Annotated in this window: 29 protein-coding genes; 17 read left to right on the plus strand and 12 right to left on the minus strand. The window is 49.8% G+C overall.

From position 1 onward, the window contains the following. Positions 1 to 294: 294 nt before the first annotated feature. The gene (locus PGQ95_RS10855; RefSeq protein WP_080968052.1) at positions 295 to 1,032 is read left to right on the plus strand and encodes a colicin Z C-terminal domain-related protein; all 738 of its coding nucleotides are present in this window, start codon (positions 295 to 297) and stop codon (positions 1,030 to 1,032) included. A 41-nt stretch (positions 1,033 to 1,073) separates the two neighbouring features. Here PGQ95_RS10855 and PGQ95_RS10860 read toward each other — a convergent pair whose 3' ends face one another. From PGQ95_RS10860 to PGQ95_RS10905, 10 genes are all read right to left on the minus strand, one after another. Then, entirely contained in the window at positions 1,074 to 1,457 is a 384-nt protein-coding gene (locus tag PGQ95_RS10860; protein ID WP_048228855.1) for a hypothetical protein, read from the minus strand. Positions 1,458 to 1,674: 217 nt separating this feature from the next. After that, entirely contained in the window at positions 1,675 to 1,797 is a 123-nt protein-coding gene (locus PGQ95_RS10865) for a hypothetical protein (RefSeq protein WP_263432338.1), read from the minus strand. Between the two features lie 194 nt (positions 1,798 to 1,991). Continuing rightward, a complete protein-coding gene (locus PGQ95_RS10870; protein WP_048228856.1) occupies positions 1,992 to 2,249 on the minus strand; it encodes a hypothetical protein in 258 nt (85 codons plus the stop codon). Continuing rightward, positions 2,242 to 2,445 carry a hypothetical protein gene (locus tag PGQ95_RS10875; RefSeq protein WP_020804603.1) on the minus strand — a complete coding sequence of 68 codons (204 nt, stop codon included), beginning with the start codon at positions 2,443 to 2,445 and terminating at the stop codon, positions 2,242 to 2,244. The genes PGQ95_RS10870 and PGQ95_RS10875 overlap by 8 nt, the downstream gene beginning before the upstream one ends. Next, positions 2,442 to 3,227: a ParB/RepB/Spo0J family partition protein gene (locus PGQ95_RS10880; protein WP_048228857.1), complete on the minus strand. Its 786-nt coding sequence runs from the start codon at positions 3,225 to 3,227 to the stop codon at positions 2,442 to 2,444. Before PGQ95_RS10880 ends, PGQ95_RS10875 begins: the two co-directional genes overlap by 4 nt. After that, positions 3,220 to 3,555: a DUF977 family protein gene (locus PGQ95_RS10885; RefSeq protein WP_048228858.1), complete on the minus strand. Its 336-nt coding sequence runs from the start codon at positions 3,553 to 3,555 to the stop codon at positions 3,220 to 3,222. The genes PGQ95_RS10880 and PGQ95_RS10885 overlap by 8 nt, the downstream gene beginning before the upstream one ends. Continuing rightward, a complete protein-coding gene (locus PGQ95_RS10890; RefSeq protein ID WP_224108407.1) occupies positions 3,548 to 4,291 on the minus strand; it encodes a replication protein P in 744 nt (247 codons plus the stop codon). The genes PGQ95_RS10885 and PGQ95_RS10890 overlap by 8 nt, the downstream gene beginning before the upstream one ends. Beyond that, positions 4,288 to 5,208, minus strand: a complete 921-nt coding sequence (locus PGQ95_RS10895) for a replication protein (protein ID WP_048228860.1) — start codon at positions 5,206 to 5,208, stop codon at positions 4,288 to 4,290. The genes PGQ95_RS10890 and PGQ95_RS10895 overlap by 4 nt, the downstream gene beginning before the upstream one ends. A gap of 348 nt (positions 5,209 to 5,556) precedes the next feature. Further along, positions 5,557 to 6,093, minus strand: a complete 537-nt coding sequence (locus PGQ95_RS10900) for a toxin YdaT domain-containing protein (RefSeq protein WP_113373668.1) — start codon at positions 6,091 to 6,093, stop codon at positions 5,557 to 5,559. 2 nt (positions 6,094 to 6,095) lie between these two features. Then, positions 6,096 to 6,323: a transcriptional regulator gene (locus tag PGQ95_RS10905; protein WP_224108406.1), complete on the minus strand. Its 228-nt coding sequence runs from the start codon at positions 6,321 to 6,323 to the stop codon at positions 6,096 to 6,098. Between the two features lie 104 nt (positions 6,324 to 6,427). Between PGQ95_RS10905 and PGQ95_RS10910 the strand changes: the two genes are divergently transcribed. From PGQ95_RS10910 to PGQ95_RS10955, 10 genes are all read left to right on the plus strand, one after another. After that, on the plus strand, positions 6,428 to 6,823 hold the full coding sequence (locus tag PGQ95_RS10910) for a helix-turn-helix domain-containing protein (protein WP_224108405.1): 396 nt from the start codon (positions 6,428 to 6,430) through the stop codon (positions 6,821 to 6,823). A 189-nt stretch (positions 6,824 to 7,012) separates the two neighbouring features. Then, positions 7,013 to 8,620, plus strand: coding sequence for an SIR2 family protein (locus tag PGQ95_RS10915; protein ID WP_224108404.1), 1,608 nt, complete (start codon positions 7,013 to 7,015; stop codon positions 8,618 to 8,620). Positions 8,621 to 9,571: 951 nt separating this feature from the next. Then, the gene (locus PGQ95_RS10920; RefSeq protein WP_004179600.1) at positions 9,572 to 9,763 is read left to right on the plus strand and encodes a YebW family protein; all 192 of its coding nucleotides are present in this window, start codon (positions 9,572 to 9,574) and stop codon (positions 9,761 to 9,763) included. An 8-nt stretch (positions 9,764 to 9,771) separates the two neighbouring features. Further along, a complete protein-coding gene (locus PGQ95_RS10925; RefSeq protein ID WP_012967861.1) occupies positions 9,772 to 9,927 on the plus strand; it encodes a YdaE family protein in 156 nt (51 codons plus the stop codon). A gap of 138 nt (positions 9,928 to 10,065) precedes the next feature. Then, the gene (locus PGQ95_RS10930; RefSeq protein WP_430918070.1) at positions 10,066 to 13,161 is read left to right on the plus strand and encodes a RecE family exodeoxyribonuclease; all 3,096 of its coding nucleotides are present in this window, start codon (positions 10,066 to 10,068) and stop codon (positions 13,159 to 13,161) included. An 11-nt stretch (positions 13,162 to 13,172) separates the two neighbouring features. Then, a complete protein-coding gene (locus PGQ95_RS10935; RefSeq protein WP_224108402.1) occupies positions 13,173 to 14,261 on the plus strand; it encodes a RecT family recombinase in 1,089 nt (362 codons plus the stop codon). A 34-nt stretch (positions 14,262 to 14,295) separates the two neighbouring features. Further along, positions 14,296 to 14,649 (plus strand): hypothetical protein, encoded by a 354-nt coding sequence (locus PGQ95_RS10940; protein WP_047053500.1) that lies wholly within the window; start codon positions 14,296 to 14,298, stop codon positions 14,647 to 14,649. A gap of 7 nt (positions 14,650 to 14,656) precedes the next feature. Next, positions 14,657 to 15,127: a hypothetical protein gene (locus tag PGQ95_RS10945; RefSeq protein WP_080956931.1), complete on the plus strand. Its 471-nt coding sequence runs from the start codon at positions 14,657 to 14,659 to the stop codon at positions 15,125 to 15,127. Continuing rightward, a complete protein-coding gene (locus PGQ95_RS10950; RefSeq protein WP_047053502.1) occupies positions 15,124 to 15,432 on the plus strand; it encodes a hypothetical protein in 309 nt (102 codons plus the stop codon). Before PGQ95_RS10945 ends, PGQ95_RS10950 begins: the two co-directional genes overlap by 4 nt. A gap of 7 nt (positions 15,433 to 15,439) precedes the next feature. Continuing rightward, a complete protein-coding gene (locus tag PGQ95_RS10955; RefSeq protein WP_072056188.1) occupies positions 15,440 to 15,679 on the plus strand; it encodes a DUF4060 family protein in 240 nt (79 codons plus the stop codon). Positions 15,680 to 15,899: 220 nt separating this feature from the next. On the opposite strand, the gene PGQ95_RS10960 is transcribed toward PGQ95_RS10955, so the two are convergent. Continuing rightward, positions 15,900 to 17,117, minus strand: coding sequence for a tyrosine-type recombinase/integrase (locus tag PGQ95_RS10960; RefSeq protein WP_047053504.1), 1,218 nt, complete (start codon positions 17,115 to 17,117; stop codon positions 15,900 to 15,902). Between the two features lie 146 nt (positions 17,118 to 17,263). Here PGQ95_RS10960 and sapC point away from each other — a divergent pair, with 146 nt between their 5' ends. Genes sapC through sapF form a run of 3 tightly spaced genes read left to right on the plus strand, consistent with a single transcriptional unit; the run spans position 17,264 to position 19,957 of the window. Beyond that, positions 17,264 to 18,154: a putrescine export ABC transporter permease SapC gene (gene sapC / locus PGQ95_RS10965; RefSeq protein WP_015366244.1), complete on the plus strand. Its 891-nt coding sequence runs from the start codon at positions 17,264 to 17,266 to the stop codon at positions 18,152 to 18,154. Then, positions 18,154 to 19,146 (plus strand): putrescine export ABC transporter ATP-binding protein SapD, encoded by a 993-nt coding sequence (gene sapD / locus PGQ95_RS10970; RefSeq protein WP_015366243.1) that lies wholly within the window; start codon positions 18,154 to 18,156, stop codon positions 19,144 to 19,146. The genes sapC and sapD overlap by 1 nt, the downstream gene beginning before the upstream one ends. A 1-nt stretch (position 19,147) precedes the next feature. Beyond that, positions 19,148 to 19,957, plus strand: a complete 810-nt coding sequence (gene sapF, locus PGQ95_RS10975; RefSeq protein WP_047044986.1) for a peptide ABC transporter ATP-binding protein SapF — start codon at positions 19,148 to 19,150, stop codon at positions 19,955 to 19,957. A 44-nt stretch (positions 19,958 to 20,001) separates the two neighbouring features. Here the strand turns inward: sapF and PGQ95_RS10980 are convergent, their stop codons facing one another. Continuing rightward, positions 20,002 to 21,432, minus strand: coding sequence for a purine-cytosine permease family protein (locus PGQ95_RS10980; protein WP_430918074.1), 1,431 nt, complete (start codon positions 21,430 to 21,432; stop codon positions 20,002 to 20,004). Between the two features lie 199 nt (positions 21,433 to 21,631). Here PGQ95_RS10980 and PGQ95_RS10985 point away from each other — a divergent pair, with 199 nt between their 5' ends. The 3 genes from PGQ95_RS10985 (at position 21,632) to PGQ95_RS10995 (ending at position 24,557) form a co-directional block, all read left to right on the plus strand. After that, positions 21,632 to 22,174 (plus strand): HutD/Ves family protein, encoded by a 543-nt coding sequence (locus tag PGQ95_RS10985; protein WP_430918076.1) that lies wholly within the window; start codon positions 21,632 to 21,634, stop codon positions 22,172 to 22,174. A 242-nt stretch (positions 22,175 to 22,416) separates the two neighbouring features. Then, complete coding sequence (gene fabI / locus PGQ95_RS10990) at positions 22,417 to 23,205, plus strand: enoyl-ACP reductase FabI (RefSeq protein ID WP_061154898.1); 789 nt, start codon at positions 22,417 to 22,419, stop codon at positions 23,203 to 23,205. A gap of 191 nt (positions 23,206 to 23,396) precedes the next feature. Next, positions 23,397 to 24,557, plus strand: coding sequence for a CMD domain-containing protein (locus PGQ95_RS10995; RefSeq protein WP_430918078.1), 1,161 nt, complete (start codon positions 23,397 to 23,399; stop codon positions 24,555 to 24,557). Positions 24,558 to 24,561: the final 4 nt, after the last annotated feature.

Here is a 24,561-nt window from a genome sequence, read left to right on the forward strand (position 1 = left end):
AGCGTAGAGGGACTTTTCGTCCATGGCGGTGACCTCTGGCGATTAAATACACCATTATCATGCCTTCAGCCACCACAACAAGGGAAGACCCATATACAAACAGTACACTCAAAAATAATATTGTTCAACCTTAAGGTCAAATGTCTGAATGATGCGCATAACAGGCTAATGACTGTTCCAACCTAAAAAAAACTCCAGACTTGTTGACAATGATTATCAACAACAATACAGTAGAAATACTGGTTATTTATACAGTATTTTATTTACAACTTTAAACGTCAAAGAGGAATTATCATGGCTGATGAAACCATGGTTGTAAAAGGCACTGCATCACCCAGTTTTGGACAAGACTTATCTATTCCAGGTGGTTCGAATGCCCCACACGTACCTGTGACTGGTCACATTAAAGGAGGAGTCAATTTCCCAGTCGCTATTACCCCAGACGGGTGGCCAGTAGATATCTCTGAAAGGAAGAAAAGTGAAATCAGACCAGACGTTGATTCATTACCAGTTGACACCAAAGTCGTAGTGGAAAATGGTACACCTGCCAATGGATATCGATTAGTAACGAACTATATCCCCATCGGGCAGGTTGAAGAACGTATTACTGTTTTAGCGAAAAAGTATCATAATCAACAGCCGCGCTTAATTCTTACCGATGGTTTATCCATCAGTTTCGATAGTTTTCATCAATTATTTGCTTTCGCTAATCGTTCTAAAGCTCGTGGAACACCCGGTGGTCAGAATCATGGCGCCTCCACACAAGCATGGGCACCTCCGCTCACTTGGGGTCCATGGGTTGATTTAGCTTCGCATGTTGGTGTTGACGTATATACAATCAATTTTGATACTGTGTCTGAAGCTCCATCAACTTTTTCTATACAAATTGAGTATGCCGGCACAAATGGTATGGTTACGATTAATACTTTAGGCCCTGGTTCATATCAAGTAACAGATAATAATGGTGCAGGAACTGATCGTATTCGTTTTAAGAGCCATACGATCGGGCAAAATATTAGCATTCAATATTAACTAGTAAATACAGGGCGCCTTTTACAAGGTGCCCATTTATGTTATTCATAAACCCCATAAATACTATGAGCCGTATCTTTATTAGGTACGGAAAGATTAAATCCGTCTTCTGTTTTTATCTGTGATGCAATTTTAGCATTCAGGAGAGCCTGACTATTGAAAGTGACGACTAGATTTTTTCCTATATTATCAGAGATAAGCTTGTCGAATTTTTGAGAGCAGACTTCACTCTTTTTGACTTTTATAAAAACGCTGGGAGAGGATGCATCTTTAAATGAAACATCATCAATACAATCTTTTTTCAATGTGAAGGTTTCATCCCCTGCACTGAAACTGAGTTCTCTGTTTTTAGCATGAACGCTACATGAGGCGATGAATACCGCTGCCAGCAATACAGGTAATATGTTTCCAATCTTTTTCTTCATCACTATCTCCATATGCTATCGAGTTATAAAAATTCGCTCACTTACTTCCGTTTTTATATTAATATACAGCAAAAAAGAGCATTTGCTAACTTTGAAAGAGCCCTGAACCTAAGAAATACTCATCTTCATAGCAGGGAAACTGATGCTCTCTTATTACGCTATACAAATGATCACAGCAAAGCCAATAGTCTGTGCTGCCTCAATTCACATAACCCCCTTAGTAACTGACTAGCCTCTTCGGTTTTTTCTTCAAGCCAAATTCAGACATTGTTGCATAGTGTGCTTGTAATTTTGCGATGATAGCATTCAATTCTTCATCAGTCAGAACGTTGTCAGTCATCAATTCTTCTCCGTTCAATACCTGTATCGATTATGGACTTTCGCAGTATGCGACTCTCTGAACGGCATTGTAATATTTCAATTAGTATTAAACTACGCCTTGTACTAGCTGGGATTTAGAAGGGAAAGGTTGAGTATCATGACGACCATTCCTTGATAGTTTATAACATCCTCCCCCCCATACGGTGGTTTGTTTCACACCGACTCTAGCCTATCTAAGGCTCTGGCTATCTCTTCGAAAAAGCCATCTCGGGTATGGCTGGTCATTGCTGGTAAAAATACGGCCATCAGCCTGTTTGTGTTGCAGTTCTCATCGTCTGCGAACAGAGCGATTTTTTTATCCAAGCGCACCTTCGCTTCCTGCAACTGCTCGTTTTTCTTGTTAGTGCGCTGGATATAGTCGGCAATGATTTCTATAGCCTTGTTTGTGTATTTTTCGACGTGTTCAGTCATGTGAACCACCTATCGCCTCAATCGTTTCCAACAACAACCGGCGGCGCGTATTTTCTGCAAAGTGACGGCGCCCGGTTTCTTTGTGGTAAAACTCGTTTTTGCCGACGACCCACATCCGCTCTGTCTGGTGCAGTTTTTTTACCTTCGGACCGTCTTTGGTGATCACGGTGCCGGTATGGGTTTTTACGATTGTCATACAGCCTCCCCAAGCACCCAGCGCAGAGCCGCCGCGTATTCACCGCTGGCACCTTCGAGGGCTTTTGTGATTTCTTTGCGTGATTTGAGACGTGACTTAGTTTCGCCAAGCACAGCGCGCTGACGCCGGGCTTTTTCATGGCCGGTTGTGCCAGCAGTTGCCGCTTCGATTTGAGCGACCTTCTCCCGCTGCTCTTCTGGTTTAAGCGATACCAGCTGACGCGCCTGAGTAACGGTGACAGTTCCAGACTCCACTGCATCGCGAACAGCCTGAGTAGCATCCAGCAGTGACAGCGTTGCGCGTACGGTCTGGACGCTACAGCCAAACATCTGAGAGAGGTCTTGTTCATCGTGTCCACGTTCCAGCGCATCAGCCATTTTTTTTGCGCGGCCCAGCGGCGTATCTGCCTGGCGGATTTCGTTAGCGCTTACCATCGCCTGCGCCATGCGGATAGCAGAGCCACGTTTAGTGACTGCCGGAACCTGTAACGGTTCTTTGCCCTCATTCGACAGACGCTTGTTGGCTTCCAGTGTATGGCGCACACGCTGGCGACCATCAACCACACAGGACAACCCGCTCTCAGGGTCTTTCCAGACAATGATTGGTTCCAGTACTCCCTGGTCCATGATGTTCAGCACCATTGCCTCGCTGATAGGAAGGTGAATACGCTCATCGTAAAGTGGGTGGGCCTTATCGGTGACCAGGTGCAGGTTTTCAGGCTCGAAGTTGAGCACGTTTGTTTTGCCGCTGGCACCGTATACATCGATAGAATTCTTAGCCATGAATAGCCTCCTGAACATCTAAAACTCGCTGAAAAACAGGACTGCCAAGCAGGCTGTAATTCATCCCAACAACTGCTTTCGGCACCAGACCAAATCGTTTCATGTCAAAATCGATGATGGCGCGCTGATCGCGGAATAAACCGGATCGGCCATGCCGAACAACTTCGCCAGTGGCTTCCGCATCACGGAAATACTTCAGAACGGTATCGCGGCTTAACCCCAGTTTTTTCATTGCTTCGCTGGTCGTCAGTCGCCCCTTATGTTTCGTGAGACGAATCACTGCGCGGACATACTCCCGGCGCTCAGCAGTTGAAAATGCTCTAGCCATGATTCCGCCCTCTTCCCAAACCGAACTTCGCGCGAATCTCAGCAATTTTGTTTAACCCCTGCTCGTTGCTTAACGGACGTCCGCCGAGTTTTGGGATCTGCTTAACCGGTTCTGGAAGCGTTTCTCCGGCGTTCAAGCGACGAACCATACGCAACAGTTCATCCGATGCTTTACGACGCAGTTCTGAATCGCTGAGGCCATTTGCGCGCATATCGGTGTACAGTCCCGTGACCATCCAGTAGCAGGCTTTGTGCTTCAGCGTGGCCGGGATGACTTTGTGCTCAGGCCAAGGATATGACTCTGCGTCGGGGTACTGTCCGCGAGTTCGGCAATACTGGTAGACCATATCAACCAGTTCATTCGCATCTGGCAGTCCAGCAGAAACAGCCTGTACTGAACGGCACCAGGCGACGAATTGTCCCGGCGACGGCATGAACGGTTTTTCCTGTTTGCGGGCAACACGCATTCCGGCGTTAATCTGCTCCATGGTGGTGATCCCGTTCTCTTTGAACGCAAGAAGCCATTGCCGGCGCATCTCGTTGAGGTCTTCTGCAGACTTGCTGGCCAGTGCCGGGAATACGGCGAGCAGCTGGCGAAACAGCTCGTTGAATATCTCAGCCGTTTTTGTCGCCTGATGTGCAAAGCTATGCGCATCCTGCATTTCAGACATGCCGGCTGCGATACGCTGGAAGTTCTTCCGGTCAAAGTTATGCATGCTTTCTGCGAGAGATTTCATTCAAGTACCCCCTTGATCCAGTCGGTATTGTCCAGCGCAGCTGCACAGGATTTCGCGTGTTGTGGGTTTGGGTTGCGCTGACGTTTAGTCGTGAGCTTATCCCACTGTTTTCGCAGGCTGGTGGGGCTCAGAATGTTGTTCTGCCAGAAGCTGTCTTCGTTGGCCCACTTGAACAATTCGCAGATTTCGTAATGGCTGCGCTTGTCCTGCATGCGCATCAGACGGATGGTGTTTGCCCATTCAACCCAGTTCGGTTCTGAGAGTGAGGCATTCACGGTGAGGGCTTTATCGAAAATCCATCGCGCGGCTTTGAGGTCGTCAGCTGTTCCCCAGGATTTTCCCGCAGGGGTATAAATCCCATCGGACGCTTCTGGATGACGAGAGAGAAACTTCAAAGTTTCCTCGTTTCGGGATTCTTTAGAATTCCGAGACGAAGAAGATCTTTTACTATTGTTCTTGTTCTTGTATTGGGTGTCTCCCGTTTCCGGGAAGAGTTTTCCCGTTTTCGGTAACACTTTTCCCGATTCCGGGAAGAGTTTTCCCGTTTTCGGCTTGTCTAAAATCCACTCAGATAGCTCAGTATTTATACCGACAATTTTCATCACTCCCTGCTTATGAGCGAAGATAATTTTCCGCTCCGCGAGAGATTTGATTGTGTCGGAAATATGCGACTCTCCGAGGTCTGTAAGCTCAGCAATCACCGTGTTTGTTACTCGGTCCTGCTTCTTGTTCCATCCATAGGTAAGCCAGATAACAGCCTCAAGACACTGCCACTCACGACCAGACATCCGCAGACGTGGCTTGAGCTTCTGTATCTCGTTTGCGATCTTGGTATACCCGTTAGCCAGGTCGGCCATTTGACCTCCCGAACGCTCGGTTTTAATCGGAAAATTGATAACTTCAGCGGTATTTGACATACTCACTCCGTGAACTAAGAGCCCTTTTTTCACATCCCGAAGACTGGCTGTGTTGGCGCACAACAGTCTTCACCCACTCAGAACAACCCAACCTGGCTATTCCCCTTACGGATTGATTTCTTTGCTTCTCGCTTTTCTGCAGCGCTGGTTTGCTTCTCAGCCCACAGCCTGGCGTGGCGCATAACATCATCAAAAATGCCTCCCTTACGACTGGCCTGTGACATGCGCTTGTACATATCGACAGCCTGAAATGCCCCCCTGAGCCACTGACTGGGTAAATCCCTGCCGGATAAGCTCTTCGCGGACGTTTTTCTCAATGAATTCGATATGGTTCACGTAAACCTCCAGCTACAACGTGCCGAGCATTGAGGTGACGATTGCCATTAGCGGCCCCGTTAGCTCTGGGTCAACCCGGAACATCTCGACAATGCCCTCACTCAGCTCTTTCAGCTTCTGATGGCGTGGTGCCCCCATAGCAACGGCAACCTTCGCTTCGCTGGTTTCTTTCTCCAGACGAGCCAGTCGGGACATAAAACTCTCTTCGGGCAATAGGCGGTGGCGGTATTCCAGCGGAAGAACGGCCATGATCGCCGGTGTAAGAAGGCGAACATACTCGCGATAGCGCTCAGACTCGGCCGGGTTGTCCAGGTAGCGAAAAAGCTTCTGGCGGGCACGGCTGATATCATCAGGAAACGCGATCTCCTCGCCGCCCTGCTGTCGCCACTCATCGATGATGTGTGCCGACACAACATCCTGCCCTTCAGCTGCAGCCCAGGCGCGAACGGCGGAGCGAATAGCGTCGTGATCTGACTCTCTCAGCTGATTTCGCTTTATCAAAGTGCCGGTCTTGAATCCGGTATTTTGTTGAAAGGAGAGTATTTGCATGGTCAGCCTTCCTCTTTCGGTAGGCCGTCTGTTGGATTTGGATAAAGATCAGGGCGAAGTTCGTGAGGTGTAATGCCTGTAGCCTGAAAAATAGAGGAAATGCGTCCCTGAGGCACAAGCCCCCGACAACGTTTTTTCCAATGACTAATTGTCATTGATGAGACGTCCAATTTTTCAGCAAGCTTTGTTGCGTTACCGGCATTTTTTATGGCTTTCTCTAATGCATTCATAAGTGACTCCTTATAGTTTACGAATCAAATTAAACATTATGTTTATTTCAATGTCAACTTTATGAATGTTGTGAGCGTAAACATTTAGTTTAAAATCGTGATATATGAGAAAAAATACGCACCAAGCAGATAACCCGCAGGTTCAGCGGCTTAACGAAATCATTGAGAAGAAGCGCATATCAAAAGCTGATATCGCGAGGATCTGTGGTGTGAGCGCGCAGTCTGTTAACAACTGGTTTGTGCGGGGCGCAATAGGAAAAAGCTCTGCGATAAAGCTCGCGGATGCGCTTGGCGTCAGCCTTGAATGGGTTTTAGGCCAAGATGTGGGCTCTAAAGACGGATTGAGACCTGACGAGCGAAGGTTGCTTGAACTTTACAACCAACTGCCAAACGAAGAAGAACAACAGAACATGCAGCGGATCATATCTCTTCGGCTGAATGAGCTCGATGAGCTGTACGCCAAGTACATGGGGCGGCGGATTAAGGGTGATGCTGAGTAACCGCCTCAGAGGTATAGACAGCATTCGTACTCAATAGTGGGCTGATGAGGTATTTTGGTTGTTCGGCAGCATGATACAAACATATAGGCAAGACGGTTATTTTTACTTTTCAACCCTATAAATACGGTATGTTTGTCTTAACTGATATAAAACACACAATATGCTTCGTTTAACTAGAAGGATTTTGATATGCCAAACCAACTTTTTGAATTCAAAAGCTACCCTATCGTATTCATTGGTTCAGGTATATCTAAAAGATATCTAAAAAATTACCCTACTTGGGAAGATTTACTAAATGAGTATTGGCAAAAAATAAATCCTGAAATAGATTTCTATAATTATCTTCTGACAATAAAAGAGAAATTTCGAGCCAGCATTGGCGATGATTCTGATTTAGATCATAAAATATACACCGAAGCAGCAACTAAAATAGAGAATGACTTTAACAAGCTTTTTACTGGCAACGCAATTAAACTTGAAGGGCTAGACGCAAAACGTGTGTTTAGTGAAAACATTTCACCTTTCAAATACTCAATATGTCAACGGTTCTCTTCTCCTACGCTTAAGGATGATGTAGACCTAGATGAATTAAACTCTTTCAAAGCACTATTAAAAAAAGCAAAAATGATCATTACTACTAATTATGATGCCTTTATAGAGCATCTGCTTAATGATCAAGGCGTCACCCCTAAACTATATATTGGAAATAATGGTTTCTTCGAAGACACCATCGGATGGTGTGAGTTATACAAGATACATGGAGATATCAAGGAACCGAAATCAATTGTAATTAGCGCTGAGGACTATGAGAAATATGATGATAGTGCAATTCTCATAAGTGCAAAAATACTATCGAATATGATTAAAAATCCAATTCTCTTTATAGGGTATTCGTTAACAGATAGAAATGTGAAAAAACTATTGTCAGACTTTTCATCACAATTACCAAAAGAAGATGGAAGGAAATCAGCTGAAAGAATAATTCTTATTCAACACAAATCAAATGAAGAGCAAGTAATCATAAAGCAAATCACTGATCAGCAACTTCAGGTTACTTACACCTCTGTTGAAACAGACAATTACAAACAGATTTATGATGAGATAAGCACTGTTGATGAAGGATTATCTCCTTATGATGTTTTACGATATCAGAGAGCAATTAAGACACTTATTGTTAATGAAGGCGAAAAAGGCAATCTCGACACATTACTAGTATCTCCATCAGACTTAGATAAACTTGAAGAAAGCGTTAAACAGGGAAAAAACCTGGTTGTAGCTTTAGGTGATAAAAAATACGTTTTCACTCAAATAAAAGAACTTAATTATCTAGAGGACTATTTGTTTGAGAAAAATGAAATATCCAACAAGTTAGCAATTGAGTTTATCATTGATGCAAAAAATACAATAAGATTACCGTTTTCAAAGATTATATCCAGTTGCAACTTCCGTGATTTAAATTTGCAGCAAAAAGCATTAACTCGACTTAATCAAAGAATCGAGCGTCATGGTAACTTGGATAATATAATTAACTCTATAACATTAGATAAAGCAAATGCAGAACGAATCTTTACCACAATTACAGAGATAAAAAACGCAGGATTTAGCAAGCGAAAAGAACCAGTTGTCGTTATAAAAAATATTAGACACATAGATGTGCGTGAATTATCTGTCTATGTAAAAGAAGATATATTTTTACAATTTATATCATGTGATAATGAAAACTTAAAGACTGTTTATAGGAAATTGTTCTTAGCCTACGATTTGCTTATAAATGGTGATATTAAGAAACCTCTCTGAATAAAATCCCCGAATAGTAGTTTTGTTCGGGGCCTTTCGCCTTCCGCATGGTGGCGGAATGGTTTCTCTATGGTGAGAGAAACCGTGTGCACACCTCTAGCTTTGCAGATTACCTATTCAATATATTGGACATTATAAAAGTCTTGTAATTGTAAAACCCATATTATTCATAGAATTATGCTTCATGTATTTTAATGCAAATGTTGTAAACCTCAACATCGTTGCGATCATTCTTCCTCTTTAAGCCGTGCTTTTTACTAGCAATCATGTAACAACCGTTCATGACTACAAGCAGAACATGGATTCACCACAGGCGTAGCCAATATAAGTATACCATCCCCTCTGATTCCCTTTCCTATACATCCTTTGGCGCTCCCTTGGAATGACGTTGTCTAAGGTGCGCAGTTGAGTACATCCAATCCTGTCAGCGATGAAAGCTCGAACTCTATCCAACTCATCTCGCTCCACAACCATTCTGGCTGATGATTTTTAAACCAATAACAGCATTAAAAACAGTCAACCCACCTCTTAAATCAATTGCGTGTAAACTTTTTGTTTACTTAAAACAACTCATTTAGTTGACTACTGAGTAAACATTGTGTTTAATTATTCCATCGAAAAAAACCACCCAGGCATGGAGCCCACGAAGTAGCTGCCGGCGGCATACGAAACACCGGATGAGGTGGAGAGATCAACGCGCAGTAGGTTTAAACGTTCCGCTGGCCGGCGACAAGGCAGAGGTTGAAATGAGCAAGCGCGGCATCAGAGCCCTGGTCATTTCGGCAGTAATTGGACTCTTCATCTGGATAGCGCTTATCAGCGCACTGAGGGAGTTATTTCTATGATTGATTTCGCACGCAAACCCGCTCGTCAGCAGGCTGTTCGTTTAAGTCCGCTGTCAGCTTTCATCCGCCGGGTGTGCTACATGCTCGCGCAAAAAGGAGACCCTTCATGAGCACGATGTTTGCCCTGGTTCTCACCGTCAGCATGCTGACGGGCGGTAATCAGGATGTCCTGCTCGGGGTTTACGACACTGAGAATGACTGCAAGGCAGCTGCAGAAGAGCAACACGTGAAAGCTGAATGTTATCCGCTGAAAGGTGTACTGGACGAGCATCCAGCCGGGTTCACGGTGCAAATGTAGGGGGAGGAATGCAGAAGAAATGCGGTTACTGCCGTAAAGCAATCGAGGGAAAACCAGTAGTAAGCACCCTGTTATATCTCCAGGGAAACCAGCTCGCACGGAAAGAAAAAGAGTACTGCTCTGAACGCTGCGCCTCTTACGACCAGATGGCGCACGAGAGCTAACGTAAACCCGCCGAAGCGGGCTGTACGTCCGGTGACACCGACCAAAGTTCCACCGGAAATTACCAATAACCAATGACCACCCTGAATGGGCGCTACCAATGGCCCGGGGGATTCTACATCCAAAATAGAGGCTATCACATGGAATATTTTTATCTGATAAAAGCGACTCAAAAATCGGGTAAAGCTGATGCCGTAATCTGGCGCACTAATAAATCAGAAGCTCGCGCCCTACTGCAGCTCGACGTCGATCTGGAAGACGCTGGGATCGAAACAGGCCGCGGCAAAGACTATCAAAAACCAATTCGTACCGATTTCCCGGTATTCAATGACCTGCCGGCGGAAGGTGTTCTCGATTACTCATGGTGCGAACGCTACCAGCTCGGCAACGATGGCCGCACCTGGGCTCTGAAGCCAGGTCAGGCGCCTGCGGATCATCACATCGATGATGCCGGAGTATCTGCTGAGCCCGTTAGTGGCGAGCTGGTTGATGCCAATACTACTGGTGACGCGGCACAAGGTGAGACCGTGGAAACTTTCGGTAGCGATGAATACCAGGACGATTCGAGCGCGCTATTTAACGTGGCAGAACTCCCCTTTCGCGCTCAGCTGCTGGCGCAGTACATGGCCGAAGAACGTCACGTTTATCATATCAGCATGCCTCACCGGCAGGAGCTGTCAGTTCTTGAAATGGACACTGATAACGCAGCCGTCCAGGATCTGATTCTGGCCGCCGAGAATATCCCTGAAATCAAAAAATACGATATGCCGGCGCTCTGGAAATTCACCAGCGCCAATAAAAAAGTCTTCCCGGAAGGGAAACGGCATGAGCTCGGTAAACGTATCCAGTTTGCAAAACTGTGGTTCGCCACGAACGCGATCGACCGCGGCATTCTCACCAGGGAATGGGCTGCCGGTAACTGCATTTCTTCGGTTATGAAAACTGATGCAGGAACGAATGCTGGCGGCGGTAATAAAACCGATCGCAATCCTGACTACACACATACGCTAGATACGCTTGATGTTGAGATTGCGCTGGCCACAATGCCGATGGATTTCGATATCTACAATTTCCCGGCATCCATTCATCGCCGGGCTAAAGAAATCGTCCAGAAAAAAGAAAGCCCATTCAAAGAATGGTCTGCTGCGCTGCGTAAAACCGCAGGCATCCTGGATTATTCACGCGCTGCCATTTTTGCCCTCATTCGTGACGCCACCAGCGATATTCATCATTTCCCGGTAAGTCTGCAGACCTATATCAATGCGAACCTGACAGAGCATAAGCATGAAACGCCCTCTGCTGAAACGCTTGAGAAAGCAGGGCATGTCTCATCTGCCGCCGTTGTTCTTAACACCGTGAAGAAAGCTATTGATGGCGAGGAAAACAAACCGGAGCTGGAAAACCTCTCAACCGAATATCAGGTTGTTGGCGCTCAACTGGTGGAGGAAGCCCAAAAAGAACGGTCTGCCGTGGATAAGATTCTCGCAGCTGAGCGCGGTGAATATATCGAAGGGGTAAGCGATCCGGATGCACCGAACTGGGTAACGGAAGACCTGACTAAACCCAAACAGCCTGTAGTTTCAAACATGGGCAATGGTGTTTTTTCGATTGATGGTCTGATGGATAGCCAGCCAGCACCAGCTTCAGCACTTTCTATTGTGGACCAGGCGCGCCAGCGCGCTGCAGAAGAAAAATTACATCCAGCTAATTCCGGGGAAACCACTAGCGATGTGCAGATGGAAACGGCTCAGCCAGTCGAAGACGAAAATGATAATGCGGTATCAGCAAGCGAAGGCACTGATGCAACTGCTCCGCAAGCAGATGCCGTGAACATGCGCGACATTCTTGCTGAGCGCTGCCCTGACCTTACCGCGGCAGTATTGAAGGACCAGCAATCAGCAACTGCAGAAGAAGAGCATGAGCCAGAGCCTGAAGCAACAAAATGGCCTGAATTCTTCGAGCCCGGTCGATATGAAAGTGTTCCGAACGAGATTTACCACGCGGCGAACGGCATCAGTTCTACTCAGGTTAAAGATGCCCGTATATCTCTGATGTATTTCGAAAAGCGTCACGTCTCGAAAGTCATTGAAAAAACGCGATCTCCTGTTCTGGATATGGGCAATTTGGTGCATGCGCTGGCGCTGCAGCCTGAACAGCTGGAAAAAGAATTCAGCATCGAGCCGGAAATCCCTGAAGGCGCCTTCACCACGACTGCGACGATCCGCGCGTTTATCGACGAGTACAACGCCGGGCTTCCGTCGCTGTTGAGTGCTGACAACATCAAGGCGTTGCTGGAGGCACACAACGCCACACTGCCTCAACCGGTTCCTTTGGGTGATGACGTTACCCAAACAGGTGAAAACTACATGGCCTTACCCGCTGAATTTCAGCGCGTCGAAGATGGTCAGAAAGTTACCGCGGCCAAAATGAAGGCATGCATCAAAGAATATAACGCCACTCTGCCCGCCCTAGTGAGAACCAGCGGCAGCCGGGATGCCCTGTTAGAACAACTGGCGATTATCAACCCTGACATGGTAGCTCAGGAGGCCCAGAAGGCGCAGCCGCTGAAAGTATCAGGCACTAAAGCGGATCTGATTCAGGCTGTGAAATCGGTTAAACCGGATGCCGTGTTTGCCGACGAACTGCTGGATGCATGGCGCGAAAACCCGGAAGGAAAAATACTGGTTACCCGCCAGCAGATGAGCACTGCGCTGGACATTCAGAAAGCACTTTTGAATCACCCCACCGCCGGCAAGCTGCTCCAGCATCCGAGCCGCGCCGTTGAGGTGAGCTATTTCGGTATTGATGAGGAAACCGGGCTGGAAGTTCGCGTACGCCCTGACCTTGAGATAGACATGAGCGGCCTGCGCATTGGTGCGGACCTGAAGACCATCAGCATGTGGAACATCAAGCAGGAAGGGCTGCGCGCGAAGTTGCACAGGGAAATCATTGAGCGCGATTACCACCTCAGCGCAGCCATGTACTGCGAAACCGCGGCTCTGGATCAGTTCTTCTGGATTTTCGTCAACAAAGACGAGAACTACCACTGGATCGCCATTATCGAGGCATCAGAAGAACTACTGGAACTCGGCATGCTGGAATACCGCAAAGCAATGCGCGCCATCGCGAACGGTTTCGACACTGGCGAATGGCCGGCGCCAATCACTGAAGACTACGCCGAAGAACTTAACGATTTTGATGTGCGCCGTCTCGAAGCGCTGCGCGTACAGGCATAAGGGGAATAACAATGTCCAATTTAGTCGCAACTACTGAAAACCAGACCCAGAAGATCGACAACGTTTCTATTCTGACGAATGGTGAATTGTTCAACCGCCTGCGCACGCTTTCTGAAGTAATGGCCAACAGTGGAAATTTCGTCCCTGAACATTACCGCGGTAAACCAGATGCGTGCATGGCTGTAGTGATGCAAGCAGCGCGTTGGGGTATGGATCCGTTTGCAGTGGCACAGAAAACCTTCATCGTGGGTAACTCAGGTGTGCTTGGCTATGAGGCACAACTGGTGAATGCGGTAATTAACACCATGGCCCCAACCAAAGACCGGATCCATTTTGAATGGTTTGGTGCATGGGAAAATATCGTTGGCCGCTTCATTAAAAAAACCAGCGGCAAAGGTAACGACTACATCGCGCCGGGCTGGGATTTGAAAGATGAAGCTGGCGTGGGCGTCCGCGCCTGGGCAACGCTCAAAGGAGAATCAGAACCTCGTGAGCTTGTGCTGATGCTTTCTCAGGCACAAGTACGCAATTCTACACTGTGGGCGAGCGACCCACGCCAGCAGTTGGCCTATCTTGCCGTTAAACGTTGGGCGAGGCTGTATTGTCCAGATGTAATCCTCGGGGTATATACCGCCGACGAAATTGACGAACGCGAAGAAAAGGTTATCAACCCAGCGCAAACAGAAAAAGTCACGCTGAATGAGATAACAAACTCCGTTGGCGCTTCCACCAGCACGCAAGAGTCTGCATCTAACGTCGACGCAGTTGCCGATGGACTCCGCGACCGAATTGATACAGCTGACTCAGTGGATCAGGCCAAAGCCATTCGCGCAGACATCGAATCACAGAAAGCTCTGCTGGGTACTGCTCTTTATACCGAGCTGAAGAATAAGGCGGTGAAGCGCTACTACCTTGTTGATGCGAAGAACAAGGTTGAGGCTGCCATAAATTCACTTCCTAACCCAGGGGATCCGGAAGCCGAAGCGTTATTCGCGAAGGCAGAAGGCACCCTGACCTCATCGCGCCGCCACCTCGGTGATGAACTGTATGACCAGTTCCGTATCACCCTGGACGACATGAAACCGGAATACCTGGGCTAAGGGAGGCGGGAGGGTTAGCCCTCCCGATAACGATATGAGCAAATCACTTAACGCACGATGCATACGCCGCTGGAAAGTTGAATTCAAAGGGCGCTGCGATTCGAAATATAGCCCCTACTGGCACAAGCGCGATCTCCGCGGTTACATCCGTGAGGCGGCACTGACTACGGCGTATTGCATGGTTGAAAACTTGGCCTACAACAACGCAATGCACGATTTTTTCGCTCATGTGGGTGACAGGAATTGCTGGTCGCCAGAGTTCTCAGCATGGTACGACGGGCGTCGAGAGCATTATCTCAAAGAAGCGCGCGACTACCTGAATGAAGAAGCCACCAACGACGAAATCGACGACGAAATAGAGAACGAACTGGAGGCCTGGAATGACTGAGCGCGGAATGAAATTCTCCAAATTCACTGAGCTGGTAGCCCGCATCTGGTCAAACCCAACTACGCAGCGTCGCGACCCGGAGATCACCATCTTCATACTCTCGCCTGGCAGCATCGGCGCGTCGCCATCCGTTGAAGTAGAGTCAATTCAGGCTGGATTCGACTGGGACGCCGGGCAGGTTCTGATTTACCCTGCGCAACCACTGACCACGCTGACGCCTGAACAGGTAGCGGACATTACCACCAGCGTGAGCAAAGGCCAGTCCTGGCACGCATATGAGGCTTACAAGAAGCACAAGGCCCTGCTGGAAAACGCAGCGCTTGAGCATGCGAAAGTCGCCGGGCAGCGCGACGAGCTTCTGGCGGCGCTGGTTTCCCTAGCTGCTGTCGCTCGCCGCTATCTTCCGGATTATGACGAGCATCCGGAAGTGCAGAAGGCTGATAACACCATCTCCCGCGTCAAAGGCGGTGCAGCATGAGTCTTAAACATCGATTACCTGAGCTGGAAGCCAGCATCGACCCTGCGGCATTGCGCGCGGCCGCCGACGAATATTCGGATCTGCTTCTGACTTTGTGCTTGTGCATGAAGATGGCCGGCCCTACTCGGGAGAACTTGCGCGCCTGCGCCACCGAGCTTAAAAAACGCCTGACAACCTGGCACAGCCAGAAAGAGCTCAATGCAATTCTGTCCAGTTGGGATCCCGTTGGCTATGTTCTCGGCCTCCGTCGGGAGGCGAACGACAACGCGCGCGCAGCTGGCGATCCAGTTGATGTATTTGTGTGAGGTGGATATGCGACTGATAAACCGAAGCAAGCAATCACCGCTGGGCCGCCAGGCTTGTGATGCCGCACTGGCAAAACATGTTGAGCTTTATGGCGCCTACGGGCGACAGAAAACGAAGAGAACTTATACGGTGGTGGTTCAAGGCTCAAAGATCACTGTAGAAGTTGTAAACAGAAAATGCAGTTATGTGGCGACGGCCATGAGCTGCGCCCGTAGGCTGCAGCATCTTCCTGGACAATGTAACTAAGGGGCTTTTATGAATAACGCATCTCATTTCCAAGATGAAATATTGATAACCAGTGACATTCTGTCCAGATACAAAATTTCGCGCAGCACACTGTATTTCTGGAGCACACCATCCCGGATGCCATCGTACTTTTCTCAGCCGTTTCCGAAGCCAAAAATAAATGGCAGTCCTAAAAGATGGCGTTTGTCAGACCTTCTTGCTTGGGAAGACAACATGGGTATCAAACCAGAGGCTGGCCAATCAACTTCTCAAGATGACGTTGCCAAACAGCAAGCCAATGACGCTGATCATCCAAATAATCGTGGAGGTTATACCGCGCCATGACTCCAGACATATGATGCCCTAGTAGTTTTTCCACAACATGTGGTGGCGCACCTAATTCAGAAAGGCGCGTCGCCACTGTTCTTCTCAAATCATGAAGCGACCAAGGTTTCATCCCTGTTTTTGCAATTATCTGCGCAGAGAACAGAGCCACGTTTGGTTGAAGTGGCGGCCTGTCATCTTCTGGCCCCCTGTATCGTGACAACGTCACAACATGTTTTGAAACTGATGTTTCTTTTTCAGCTACCATCATCTGTATTACAGCCTCAGGAAGCGCCCTTCTCACCGACTTCCCAGTTTTATAGTCACTTGCCGGGATAGTCCATGTTTGTTCCTTGAAATCAAACCATTCCCATTTTGCTGTTCTGATCTCTGTACTTCGACAGCCAGTCATAATGAGAAACTTCATTATCAATTGCTGCCTATATTTCATCTCAGGCAGGGCATTCCAAACTGTAATGATTTCATCATCACTTAACCTGCGATCTTTTACAGCTGCTGTGAGCCCTACATCTGATCGTCTAAGGCTTTCAATAGGGTTCACGTTAATTACCCCACGGTTGGAACAGAAACGAAATGTGCGCTGCATCAAACCGAGCATTTGCCCTGTAACCACTCTTCGCCCCATACCGTCAAAAAGATTTAGCCAGTGAGCTTTAGTTGTCTGATCTACAATCATATTTCCGAGCACTGGGGCTATATGATTATTGAAGTCGCGGCGGTTAACTTTGATTTTTACCAGACCTTCAGGGATGCAGTAGTACTTCTCCCAGTAATCGAATGCTTCTTTCACTGTAAGCGCTTCTACTTTTTTCTGTTTCTCGAGTACTACTTGCCGTCTAGGATCAAGCCCTTCCGCTAGCCAAGCCCTGAACTGCTGCCTACGTTCTCGCGCATGAGCTAATGAGGTGGTTGGATAATCACCAATCGTTAGTTGAGCGGCTTTCCCGTTCCATCTGTAGCGGTAAAAGAATGTTATACTGCCGGATGTAGACAACCTGACATTCAGACCATGTGCGTCTGAAATGACCTCGATTTGGTCTCTTTTTTTGCCAAGAGCTTTTCTTAATTTTGTGTCGGTAAGCAATGTGTACACTCCGGAAGAAGATATACACATCAGTGTACACATTATGCGTAAATTGATAACCTTCAAATCTATGAAGAACACACAAAAATAAAGCGTTACATACTGGCAAGGCGTTGATAATAGCGGGATTCTTGAAAAGAAATTAAGCATGACTAACAAACTTAAAACGGATTCATATGCCCTACGATAGCGTCTATCTCGAAAAGCGCCCGCCCGGCGCATTGCGCACCGTATGGCGTAAATTCTACGGCGATACCACCGCGATGATTGGTTTATACGGCTGCGGCGCACTGGTGCTGCTATGCGTATTCGGCGGCTGGTTCGCGCCTTATGGCATCGATCAGCAGTTCCTCGGCTACCAGCTGCTGCCGCCTTCATGGTCGCGCTACGGCGAAGTGTCGTTCTTCCTCGGCACCGACGATCTTGGTCGCGATGTGCTAAGTCGACTACTCAGCGGCGCGGCGCCGACCGTCGGCGGTGCCTTTGTGGTCACGCTCGGCGCCGCGCTGTTCGGCCTGGTGCTTGGCGTGATTGCTGGTTCCACCCATGGTTTACGTTCAGCGGTAATGAACCATATTCTCGACACCCTGCTATCGATTCCGTCGCTGCTGCTGGCGATTATCGTCGTCGCTTTTGCCGGGCCGCATCTGAGCCATGCGATGTTTGCCGTCTGGCTGGCGCTGCTGCCGCGCATGGTGCGTTCGGTCTACAGCATGGTGCACGATGAACTGGAAAAAGAGTACGTGATTGCCGCCCGCCTCGACGGCGCTTCCACGCTCAATATTCTCTGGTTTGCGGTTCTGCCTAATATTACCGCCGGGCTGGTCACCGAAATTACCCGCGCGCTGTCGATGGCGATCCTCGACATTGCCGCGCTCGGTTTTCTCGACCTCGGCGCTCAGCTACCCTCTCCGGAATGGGGCGCCATGCTCGGCGACGCGCTGGAGCTGATTTACGTCGCCCCCTGGACGGTCATGCTACCGGGAGCGGCCATAATGATAAGCGTACTGCTCATCAATCTGCTGGGCGACGGTATTCGCCGCGCAATTATTGCCGGGGTTCAATAATGCCGTTACTGGATATTCGTAATCTCACCATTGAGTTTAAAACCAACGAGGGCTGGGTAAAGGCCGTCGATAGGGTCAGCCTGACGCTGGCTGAAGGTGAAGTCCGTGGTCTTGTCGGTGAATCAGGTTCCGGCAAAAGCTTAATCGCCAAGGCGATTTGCGGCGTCACCAAAGATAACTGGCGGGTCACCGCCGACCGTATGCGTTTTGATGATATCGATCTGCTGCGCCTCTCTAACCGCGAGCGCCGAAAACTGATTGGCCACAACGTATCGATGATCTTCCAGGAGCCGCAATCCTGTCTTGATCCTTCCGAGCGTATTGGGCTGCAGTTGATGCAAAATATCCCCGGCTGGACCTTTAAAGGCCACTGGTGGCAACGCTTTGGCTGGCGTAAGCGCCGCGCTATTGAACTGCTGCACCGGGTGGGAATTAAAGATCACAAAGATATTATGCGCAGCTTCCCCTACGAGCTGACCGACGGCGAATGTCAGAAGGTCATGATCGCCATCGCGCTTGCCAACCAGCCGCGCTTGCTGATTGCTGATGAACCCACTAATGCCATGGAACCGACTACTCAGGCGCAGATTATTCGCCTGCTGACCCGGCTCAACCAGAACAACAACACCACTATTTTGCTGATCAGTCACGATATGCAAATGCTCAGCAAATGGGCGGATAAAATTAACGTCATGTATTGCGGGCAGACGGTGGAAACCGCGCCGAGCGAAGAGCTGGTGACCATTCCTCATCACCCCTACACGCAGGCGCTGATTCGCGCGATCCCGGACTTCGGCAGCTCAATGCCGCATAAAAGCAGGCTGAATACCCTGCCCGGCGCCATTCCGCTGTTGGAACAACTGCCGATCGGCTGTCGGCTGGGGCCGCGCTGTCCCTATGCGCAACGCGAGTGTATCGTCACGCCGCGTTTGACCGGCGCGCGTAATCATCTGTACGCCTGTCATTTCCCGCTGAACATGGAGAAAGAGTGAAATGGTCGAAACATTGCTGGAAGTTCGCAATCTGAGTAAGACCTTTCGCTATCGTACCGGCTGGTTCCACCGTCAGACGGTAGAGGCGGTGAAGCCGCTGAGCTTTACCCTGCGCGAGCGTCAGACGCTGGCAATTATTGGTGAAAACGGCTCCGGTAAATCAACGCTGGCCAAAATGCTGGCCGGGATGGTTGAGCCAACCACCGGTGAACTGTTGATTGACGACCATCCGCTGGAGTTTGGCGACTACTCATTCCGCAGCCAGCGTATTCGTATGATTTTTCAGGATCCCTCGACCTCGCTTAACCCGCGTCAGCGTATTTCGCAGATCCTCGATTTCCCGCTGCGCCTCAATACCGATCTTGAACCAGAAGCCCGGGAAAAGCAGATTATCGAGACGATGCGCATGGTGGGTCTGCTACCTGACCACGTCAGCTACTATCCGCATATGCTGGCGCCGGGGCAAAAACAACGCCTGGGTCTTGCTCGTGCCTTGATCCTGCGTCCGAAAGTGATTATCTGCGATGAGGCGCTGGCCTCGTTGGATATGTCAATGCGCTCGCAGCTAATCAACCTGATGCTGGAACTACAGGAAAAACAGGGAATATCCTACATCTACGTAACTCAGCATCTGGGGATGATGAAGCACATCAGCGATCAGGTGCTGGTGATGCATGAGGGCGAAGTGGTTGAGCGCGGAAGCACTGCTGATGTACTGGCCTCACCTCTGCATGATCTGACCAAGCGGCTGATCGCCGGCCATTTTGGCGAAGCGCTGACTGCCGACGCCTGGCGAAAAGATGGCAAATAGCGTTAACTTTCCTTCAGGGGCGGCATAATAGCCGCCCCTGCCCTTTATGACTGCGGGAACACGTTCTGCGCCGGTAATGGTCGGCGGTCAAAGCGGCGCAGCGCAAAATACAACCATCCTGTACCTACCCAGCCGATAATCCATGACACATCATTGCCGGCGAATATCCACGTCAGCGAACCATGGAACAGCGGGTTCTCAATAAACGGCAGTTGAATAAGCACGCCAATGATATAAATGGTAATGGCATACAGATTCCAGAAACCATAGCGCTGATGCGGGTCGCTAAGCGCCGGAATATCGACCGCGCCTTTAGAGATAATGTAGTAATCGGTCAGGCTGATGGCGCTCCAGGGAACGAAAAAAGCCAGCAGGAATAACAGGAAATGGGTGAAGTGTTTTAAGAAAGCTGGCTCACTGAGCAGCGCGATAATACACGAAGCCGCGACCATCAGGACGACGAAAGCGACACGGCATTTCTGCGACAATGCCGTCTGGCGACGGAAACCGGAAACAATGGTGGTCAGAGACATAAAACTGCCGTAGGCGTTAAGCGTCGTGAAGGTGATTTTGCCAAAGCAAATAGCAAAGTAGATGACCATCGCCATCACCTGGCTTTTACCCAATCCCACCAGATAACTCACTTCATGACCGGGGAAAGCGCTGCCGGCAATCGCGGCGGTAAATACCCCTAGCGTCATGGATGTCTGGGTTCCTAATACGGTACCGAAAAATACCGAGCAGAACGTTTTCGTTGCCGATACATTGCGTGGCAGGTAGCGCGAATAGTCGGACACATACGGGCAGAACGCGATTTGCCACGACGATGACAGCGACACGGCCAGCAGGAACATCGGCAGGGAGAAATGGTTATTTTGCGCCAGGGCCGTGAGATCCGCCGACATCAGTAGCGTAACGAACATATAGACAAAAGCCAGAATGCCGATAATGCTCGCCAGTTTACCCAGCTTATGAATCACCTTATAACCCAGTACCGCAATAACAATAATAATCGCGCTGAATAGCAGCATGCCGGCAACGTTGCTGATACTTAACAGTTTTGCCATCGCCTGCCCGGCCAGTACGGTACCGCTGGCGGAGAAGCCAACATACATGACGCAGACCAGTACCAGCGGCACTACCGCGCCAAAGACGCCAAACTGGGCGCGGCTGATTATCATCTGCGGCAAACCCAGCCGTGGTCCCTGCAGGGCATGCAGCGACATCACCGCCGCCCCCAACACCTGCCCAAGAAGAAGGCCTATCAGCGACCACACCACGTCGCCGCCCAGCACCACGGCTAAAGCGCCGGTGACAATAGCGGTAATTTGCAGGTTGCCGCCAAACCACAGAGTAAACTGGCTAAACGGATGCCCATGCCTCTCGCGTTCGGGAATGTAATCAATCGACCGCGTTTCCTTTAATCCTGCCTCATTACTTTTTGGTTGCCCGTCTGTAGACGAAAAAGAAGACATAGGTACCTCGCTATTATTATTTCATTGACTCCCCACCTGACCGATCCTGTATATACAAGCATTGACAACTGCCCGCACCGCACGCATCCTATTTTTGTGATGAATATGTAAATTCTTTGTATTGCAAAAAGTAACAAAACCATAACAATAACGTTGATTAACGCCTGCGCAGGCAGCGCTTAGCCGAGGTGTACCGCTCATGATCGTTCCCGTCCAACTATCCACTCTGCCCGTCACACCCTGGAAAAATGGCGCTGGCGAGACCCGTGAGATAGTCTGTGTACCTTCTCCTGATGCCCCTTTTTTGTGGCGAGCCAGCATTGCCACCCTACAAAATGATGGTCCGTTTTCCTGCTTTCCCGGCGTCGATCGTGTCATTACCCTACTGACCGGGCAGCCGCTGCGTCTGAAAGGCGAAGCTATCGATCACCCTTTAGCGTTGTGGCAACCCTGGGCTTTTGCCGGCGAGTGGCCGCTGCGTAGCGAAGGGATCCGCGAGCGCGGTCTCGACTTTAATATCATGACCCAGCGCAGTCGCGCCGCCGCCGAGGTACGGGTCGTGAACGATGTACAGACTCCCGGCGACGAAGGCGTCGCGTGGGTATTGCAGGGTCGCTGGCAACTTGGTGAACGGCAATGTGAAGCGCAATCGGGTATTTTCTGGCATCAGCAAGCGCCGGGCGAACTCGCGCCGCTCACGACAGACGCCCTACTGTTACTCACCACGATCGTGCGCCGTTAACCGCAGAAATATCGGTAACGCGTCGTGATCTCACGGTAAAACGTAGTGATTATCCGGTGATATACTGGAGTGAGCGCATTTGTCCTTACGCGCTGCGTTGCGATAGGCGGCACAAAAAATCGTGACACAAGGGGTCTTCAGTGGGATATAATTCCTGGCTAAATTTGAGTTATTTTGAAATAACAACGTTAACCGTTTGATTGTTAGAGTAAAAATAAGCAATAACGATAAGGATTAAAGCTATGGGTTTTCTTTCCGGTAAGCGCATTCTGATCACTGGCGTGGCCAGTAAACTGTCCATCGCCTACGGTATTGCGCAAGCAATGCACCGTGAAGGGGCTGAACTGGCATTCACCTATCAGAACGAAAAACTGAAAGGCCGCGTAGAAGAGTTTGCTGCTGCGTTGGGTTCTAACATTGTGCTGCCGTGCGACGTGGCTGAAGACGAAAGCATCACCGCGCTGTTCACTGAACTTGAAAAAGTATGGCCGAAATTTGATGGTTTCGTGCACTCTATCGGTTATGCGCCAGCTGACCAGTTAGATGGCGACTATGTTAATGCCGTCACCCGCGAAGGTTTCAAAATCGCCCACGACATCAGCGCCTACAGCTTCGTGGCGATGGCAAAAGCCTGCCGCTCAATGCTGAACCCGGACTCCGCGCTGCTGACCCTTTCCTATCTGGGCGCTGAGCGCGCGATCCCGAACTATAACGTTATGGGTCTGGCAAAAGCGTCTCTGGAAGCCAACGTCCGCTATATGGCGAACGCGATGGGTCCGGAAGGTATTCGTGTTAACGCCATTTCTGCGGGTCCGATCCGCACCCTGGCGGCATCCGGTATCAAAGATTTCCGTAAAATGCTGGCGCACTGCGAAGCGGTCACCCCGATCCGTCGCACCGTCACCATCGAAGACGTCGGCAACAGCGCGGCCTTCCTGTGCTCTAACCTGTCTGCGGGCATCTCCGGTGAAGTCGTTCACGTTGACGGCGGTTTCAGCATCGCTGCGATGAACGAACTGGAACTGAAATAAGTTCCTTATCCTCCTCACCCCGGTGAGGAGGATCTCTCTCCCTTCTCTGCTTACGCTTCTCTTCTGTTATTCCAATCCGCTATTTATTAGTACGTATCAATATTTTCTCCTGCTTCAGGGTTACGCCAGGATAGTTGTGCAAAGAGGTACCGCGAAACGGCGGTTCGCCACCTACCGAACAAGGAACGCCCATGGAGCAACGCCGCGTGTATGGCAAAAACCACTGGTATCACGAGACCCAGTCAACCAATAGCCCGGTCGAGGTTCTTCCTCTGGTCCCGGAGGCCGCTGACGTTGATGACCGTTTTTTGCTCGATCTGCCACTCGCAGCCGATCTTAGCCACCCTCATGAAGGCTGGCTGGCGCCCGCGCGTCAGTTGGCAAAGGTACTTTTCCCGGACAGCGTCACGGTCACCCGATTACAAACCTTTAATGCCTACGACCGTCTCAGCACGGCCCTGACCGTCGCTCAGGTCTACGGCGTACAGCGCTTGTGTAACCACTACGCCGCGCGTCTGGCGCCGTTACCGGGCCCAGACTCTTCACGAGAGAGTAATCACCGGCTGGCGCAGATAACCCAGTACGCCCGCCAGTTAGCCAGTTCCCCTTCTGTTATCAACGAGGTCTCCCGCCGTCAGCTTGATGAGGTAGGACTGACCAGCCGCGATATTGTGTTAATTAACCAAATTATTGGCTTCGTGGGTTTTCAGGCCCGCGCGGTGGCCGCGTTTCAGGCCGCGCTCGGCCAGCCGGTACGCTGGCTTCCAGGTATGCCGCAGCAGGATGATGCCCCGGCAGAACGCTTTACTGATGTTACCGGAGAGTGGTCACTGGATATCGATGATGCCGACCTGCGTTACGCCAATGATGACAGGCAAGCCAGGCTCGCCGCATGGCACCGTCATCCCGGCCTGCAGCCTCTCGCCCCCCTTCTGGCAACGGATGAAGGCGCGTTAGCACTGCTGCATCAACTGCTGAATCAACTGGATAACTCTGCGCAGCCCTTAAGCGCAATGGCGGCATTGCTGGCGGCGCGAATCAACGGCAGCGTCAGCTGTTTTAACGCCTGGGCCGCGCGCTGGACAGTTGACAACGGATTGTTGCAGGCATTGCGCGGCGATGAACGAATGATTCAGCACTGGGCGCAAAGCCATTCTTTGGAACACGTTTTCCTGCAGGCGGCGCAGCTATTGACTCGTGCGCCGGACCGTTTTAGCGCCGCGCAGCTAACTCCCCTCACTGAATATGGGCTTTCCCGCGTTGAAGCTATCGATCTGCTGGCGTGGTGCGGCCTTTGCGGCTGGCTGAATCGGCTTAAAGTCGCCCTCGGCGAGGTACGTCAAGCGACGTAAAATG

This window comes from Klebsiella sp. 141240, from assembly GCF_050600805.1.
GTDB classification, from domain to species: Bacteria; Pseudomonadota; Gammaproteobacteria; order Enterobacterales; family Enterobacteriaceae; genus Klebsiella; species Klebsiella aerogenes.

Bases quoted from the DNA above. Each gene is read 5' to 3' on its own strand.
- PGQ95_RS10900 (WP_113373668.1), bottom strand. From the start codon at position 6,093: ATGCAAATACTCTCCTTTCAACAAAATACCGGATTCAAGACCGGCACT.
- PGQ95_RS10940 (WP_047053500.1), top strand. From the start codon at position 14,296: ATGAGCAAATCACTTAACGCACGATGCATACGCCGCTGGAAAGTTGAA.
- PGQ95_RS10865 (WP_263432338.1), bottom strand. From the start codon at position 1,797: ATGACTGACAACGTTCTGACTGATGAAGAATTGAATGCTATCATCGCA.
- PGQ95_RS10950 (WP_047053502.1), top strand. From the start codon at position 15,124: ATGAGTCTTAAACATCGATTACCTGAGCTGGAAGCCAGCATCGACCCT.
- PGQ95_RS10860 (WP_048228855.1), bottom strand. From the start codon at position 1,457: ATGAAGAAAAAGATTGGAAACATATTACCTGTATTGCTGGCAGCGGTA.
- PGQ95_RS10930 (WP_430918070.1), top strand. From the start codon at position 10,066: ATGGAATATTTTTATCTGATAAAAGCGACTCAAAAATCGGGTAAAGCT.
- sapF (WP_047044986.1), top strand. From the start codon at position 19,148: ATGGTCGAAACATTGCTGGAAGTTCGCAATCTGAGTAAGACCTTTCGC.
- fabI (WP_061154898.1), top strand. From the start codon at position 22,417: ATGGGTTTTCTTTCCGGTAAGCGCATTCTGATCACTGGCGTGGCCAGT.
- sapD (WP_015366243.1), top strand. From the start codon at position 18,154: ATGCCGTTACTGGATATTCGTAATCTCACCATTGAGTTTAAAACCAAC.
- PGQ95_RS10980 (WP_430918074.1), bottom strand. From the start codon at position 21,432: ATGTCTTCTTTTTCGTCTACAGACGGGCAACCAAAAAGTAATGAGGCA.
- PGQ95_RS10985 (WP_430918076.1), top strand. From the start codon at position 21,632: ATGATCGTTCCCGTCCAACTATCCACTCTGCCCGTCACACCCTGGAAA.
- PGQ95_RS10890 (WP_224108407.1), bottom strand. From the start codon at position 4,291: ATGAAATCTCTCGCAGAAAGCATGCATAACTTTGACCGGAAGAACTTC.
- PGQ95_RS10945 (WP_080956931.1), top strand. From the start codon at position 14,657: ATGAAATTCTCCAAATTCACTGAGCTGGTAGCCCGCATCTGGTCAAAC.
- PGQ95_RS10870 (WP_048228856.1), bottom strand. From the start codon at position 2,249: ATGACTGAACACGTCGAAAAATACACAAACAAGGCTATAGAAATCATT.
- PGQ95_RS10925 (WP_012967861.1), top strand. From the start codon at position 9,772: ATGCAGAAGAAATGCGGTTACTGCCGTAAAGCAATCGAGGGAAAACCA.
- PGQ95_RS10905 (WP_224108406.1), bottom strand. From the start codon at position 6,323: ATGAATGCATTAGAGAAAGCCATAAAAAATGCCGGTAACGCAACAAAG.
- PGQ95_RS10935 (WP_224108402.1), top strand. From the start codon at position 13,173: ATGTCCAATTTAGTCGCAACTACTGAAAACCAGACCCAGAAGATCGAC.
- PGQ95_RS10885 (WP_048228858.1), bottom strand. From the start codon at position 3,555: ATGGCTAGAGCATTTTCAACTGCTGAGCGCCGGGAGTATGTCCGCGCA.
- PGQ95_RS10880 (WP_048228857.1), bottom strand. From the start codon at position 3,227: ATGGCTAAGAATTCTATCGATGTATACGGTGCCAGCGGCAAAACAAAC.
- PGQ95_RS10895 (WP_048228860.1), bottom strand. From the start codon at position 5,208: ATGTCAAATACCGCTGAAGTTATCAATTTTCCGATTAAAACCGAGCGT.
- PGQ95_RS10915 (WP_224108404.1), top strand. From the start codon at position 7,013: ATGCCAAACCAACTTTTTGAATTCAAAAGCTACCCTATCGTATTCATT.
- sapC (WP_015366244.1), top strand. From the start codon at position 17,264: ATGCCCTACGATAGCGTCTATCTCGAAAAGCGCCCGCCCGGCGCATTG.
- PGQ95_RS10920 (WP_004179600.1), top strand. From the start codon at position 9,572: ATGAGCACGATGTTTGCCCTGGTTCTCACCGTCAGCATGCTGACGGGC.
- PGQ95_RS10960 (WP_047053504.1), bottom strand. From the start codon at position 17,117: ATGTGTATATCTTCTTCCGGAGTGTACACATTGCTTACCGACACAAAA.
- PGQ95_RS10955 (WP_072056188.1), top strand. From the start codon at position 15,440: ATGCGACTGATAAACCGAAGCAAGCAATCACCGCTGGGCCGCCAGGCT.
- PGQ95_RS10910 (WP_224108405.1), top strand. From the start codon at position 6,428: ATGAGAAAAAATACGCACCAAGCAGATAACCCGCAGGTTCAGCGGCTT.
- PGQ95_RS10855 (WP_080968052.1), top strand. From the start codon at position 295: ATGGCTGATGAAACCATGGTTGTAAAAGGCACTGCATCACCCAGTTTT.
- PGQ95_RS10995 (WP_430918078.1), top strand. From the start codon at position 23,397: ATGGAGCAACGCCGCGTGTATGGCAAAAACCACTGGTATCACGAGACC.
- PGQ95_RS10875 (WP_020804603.1), bottom strand. From the start codon at position 2,445: ATGACAATCGTAAAAACCCATACCGGCACCGTGATCACCAAAGACGGT.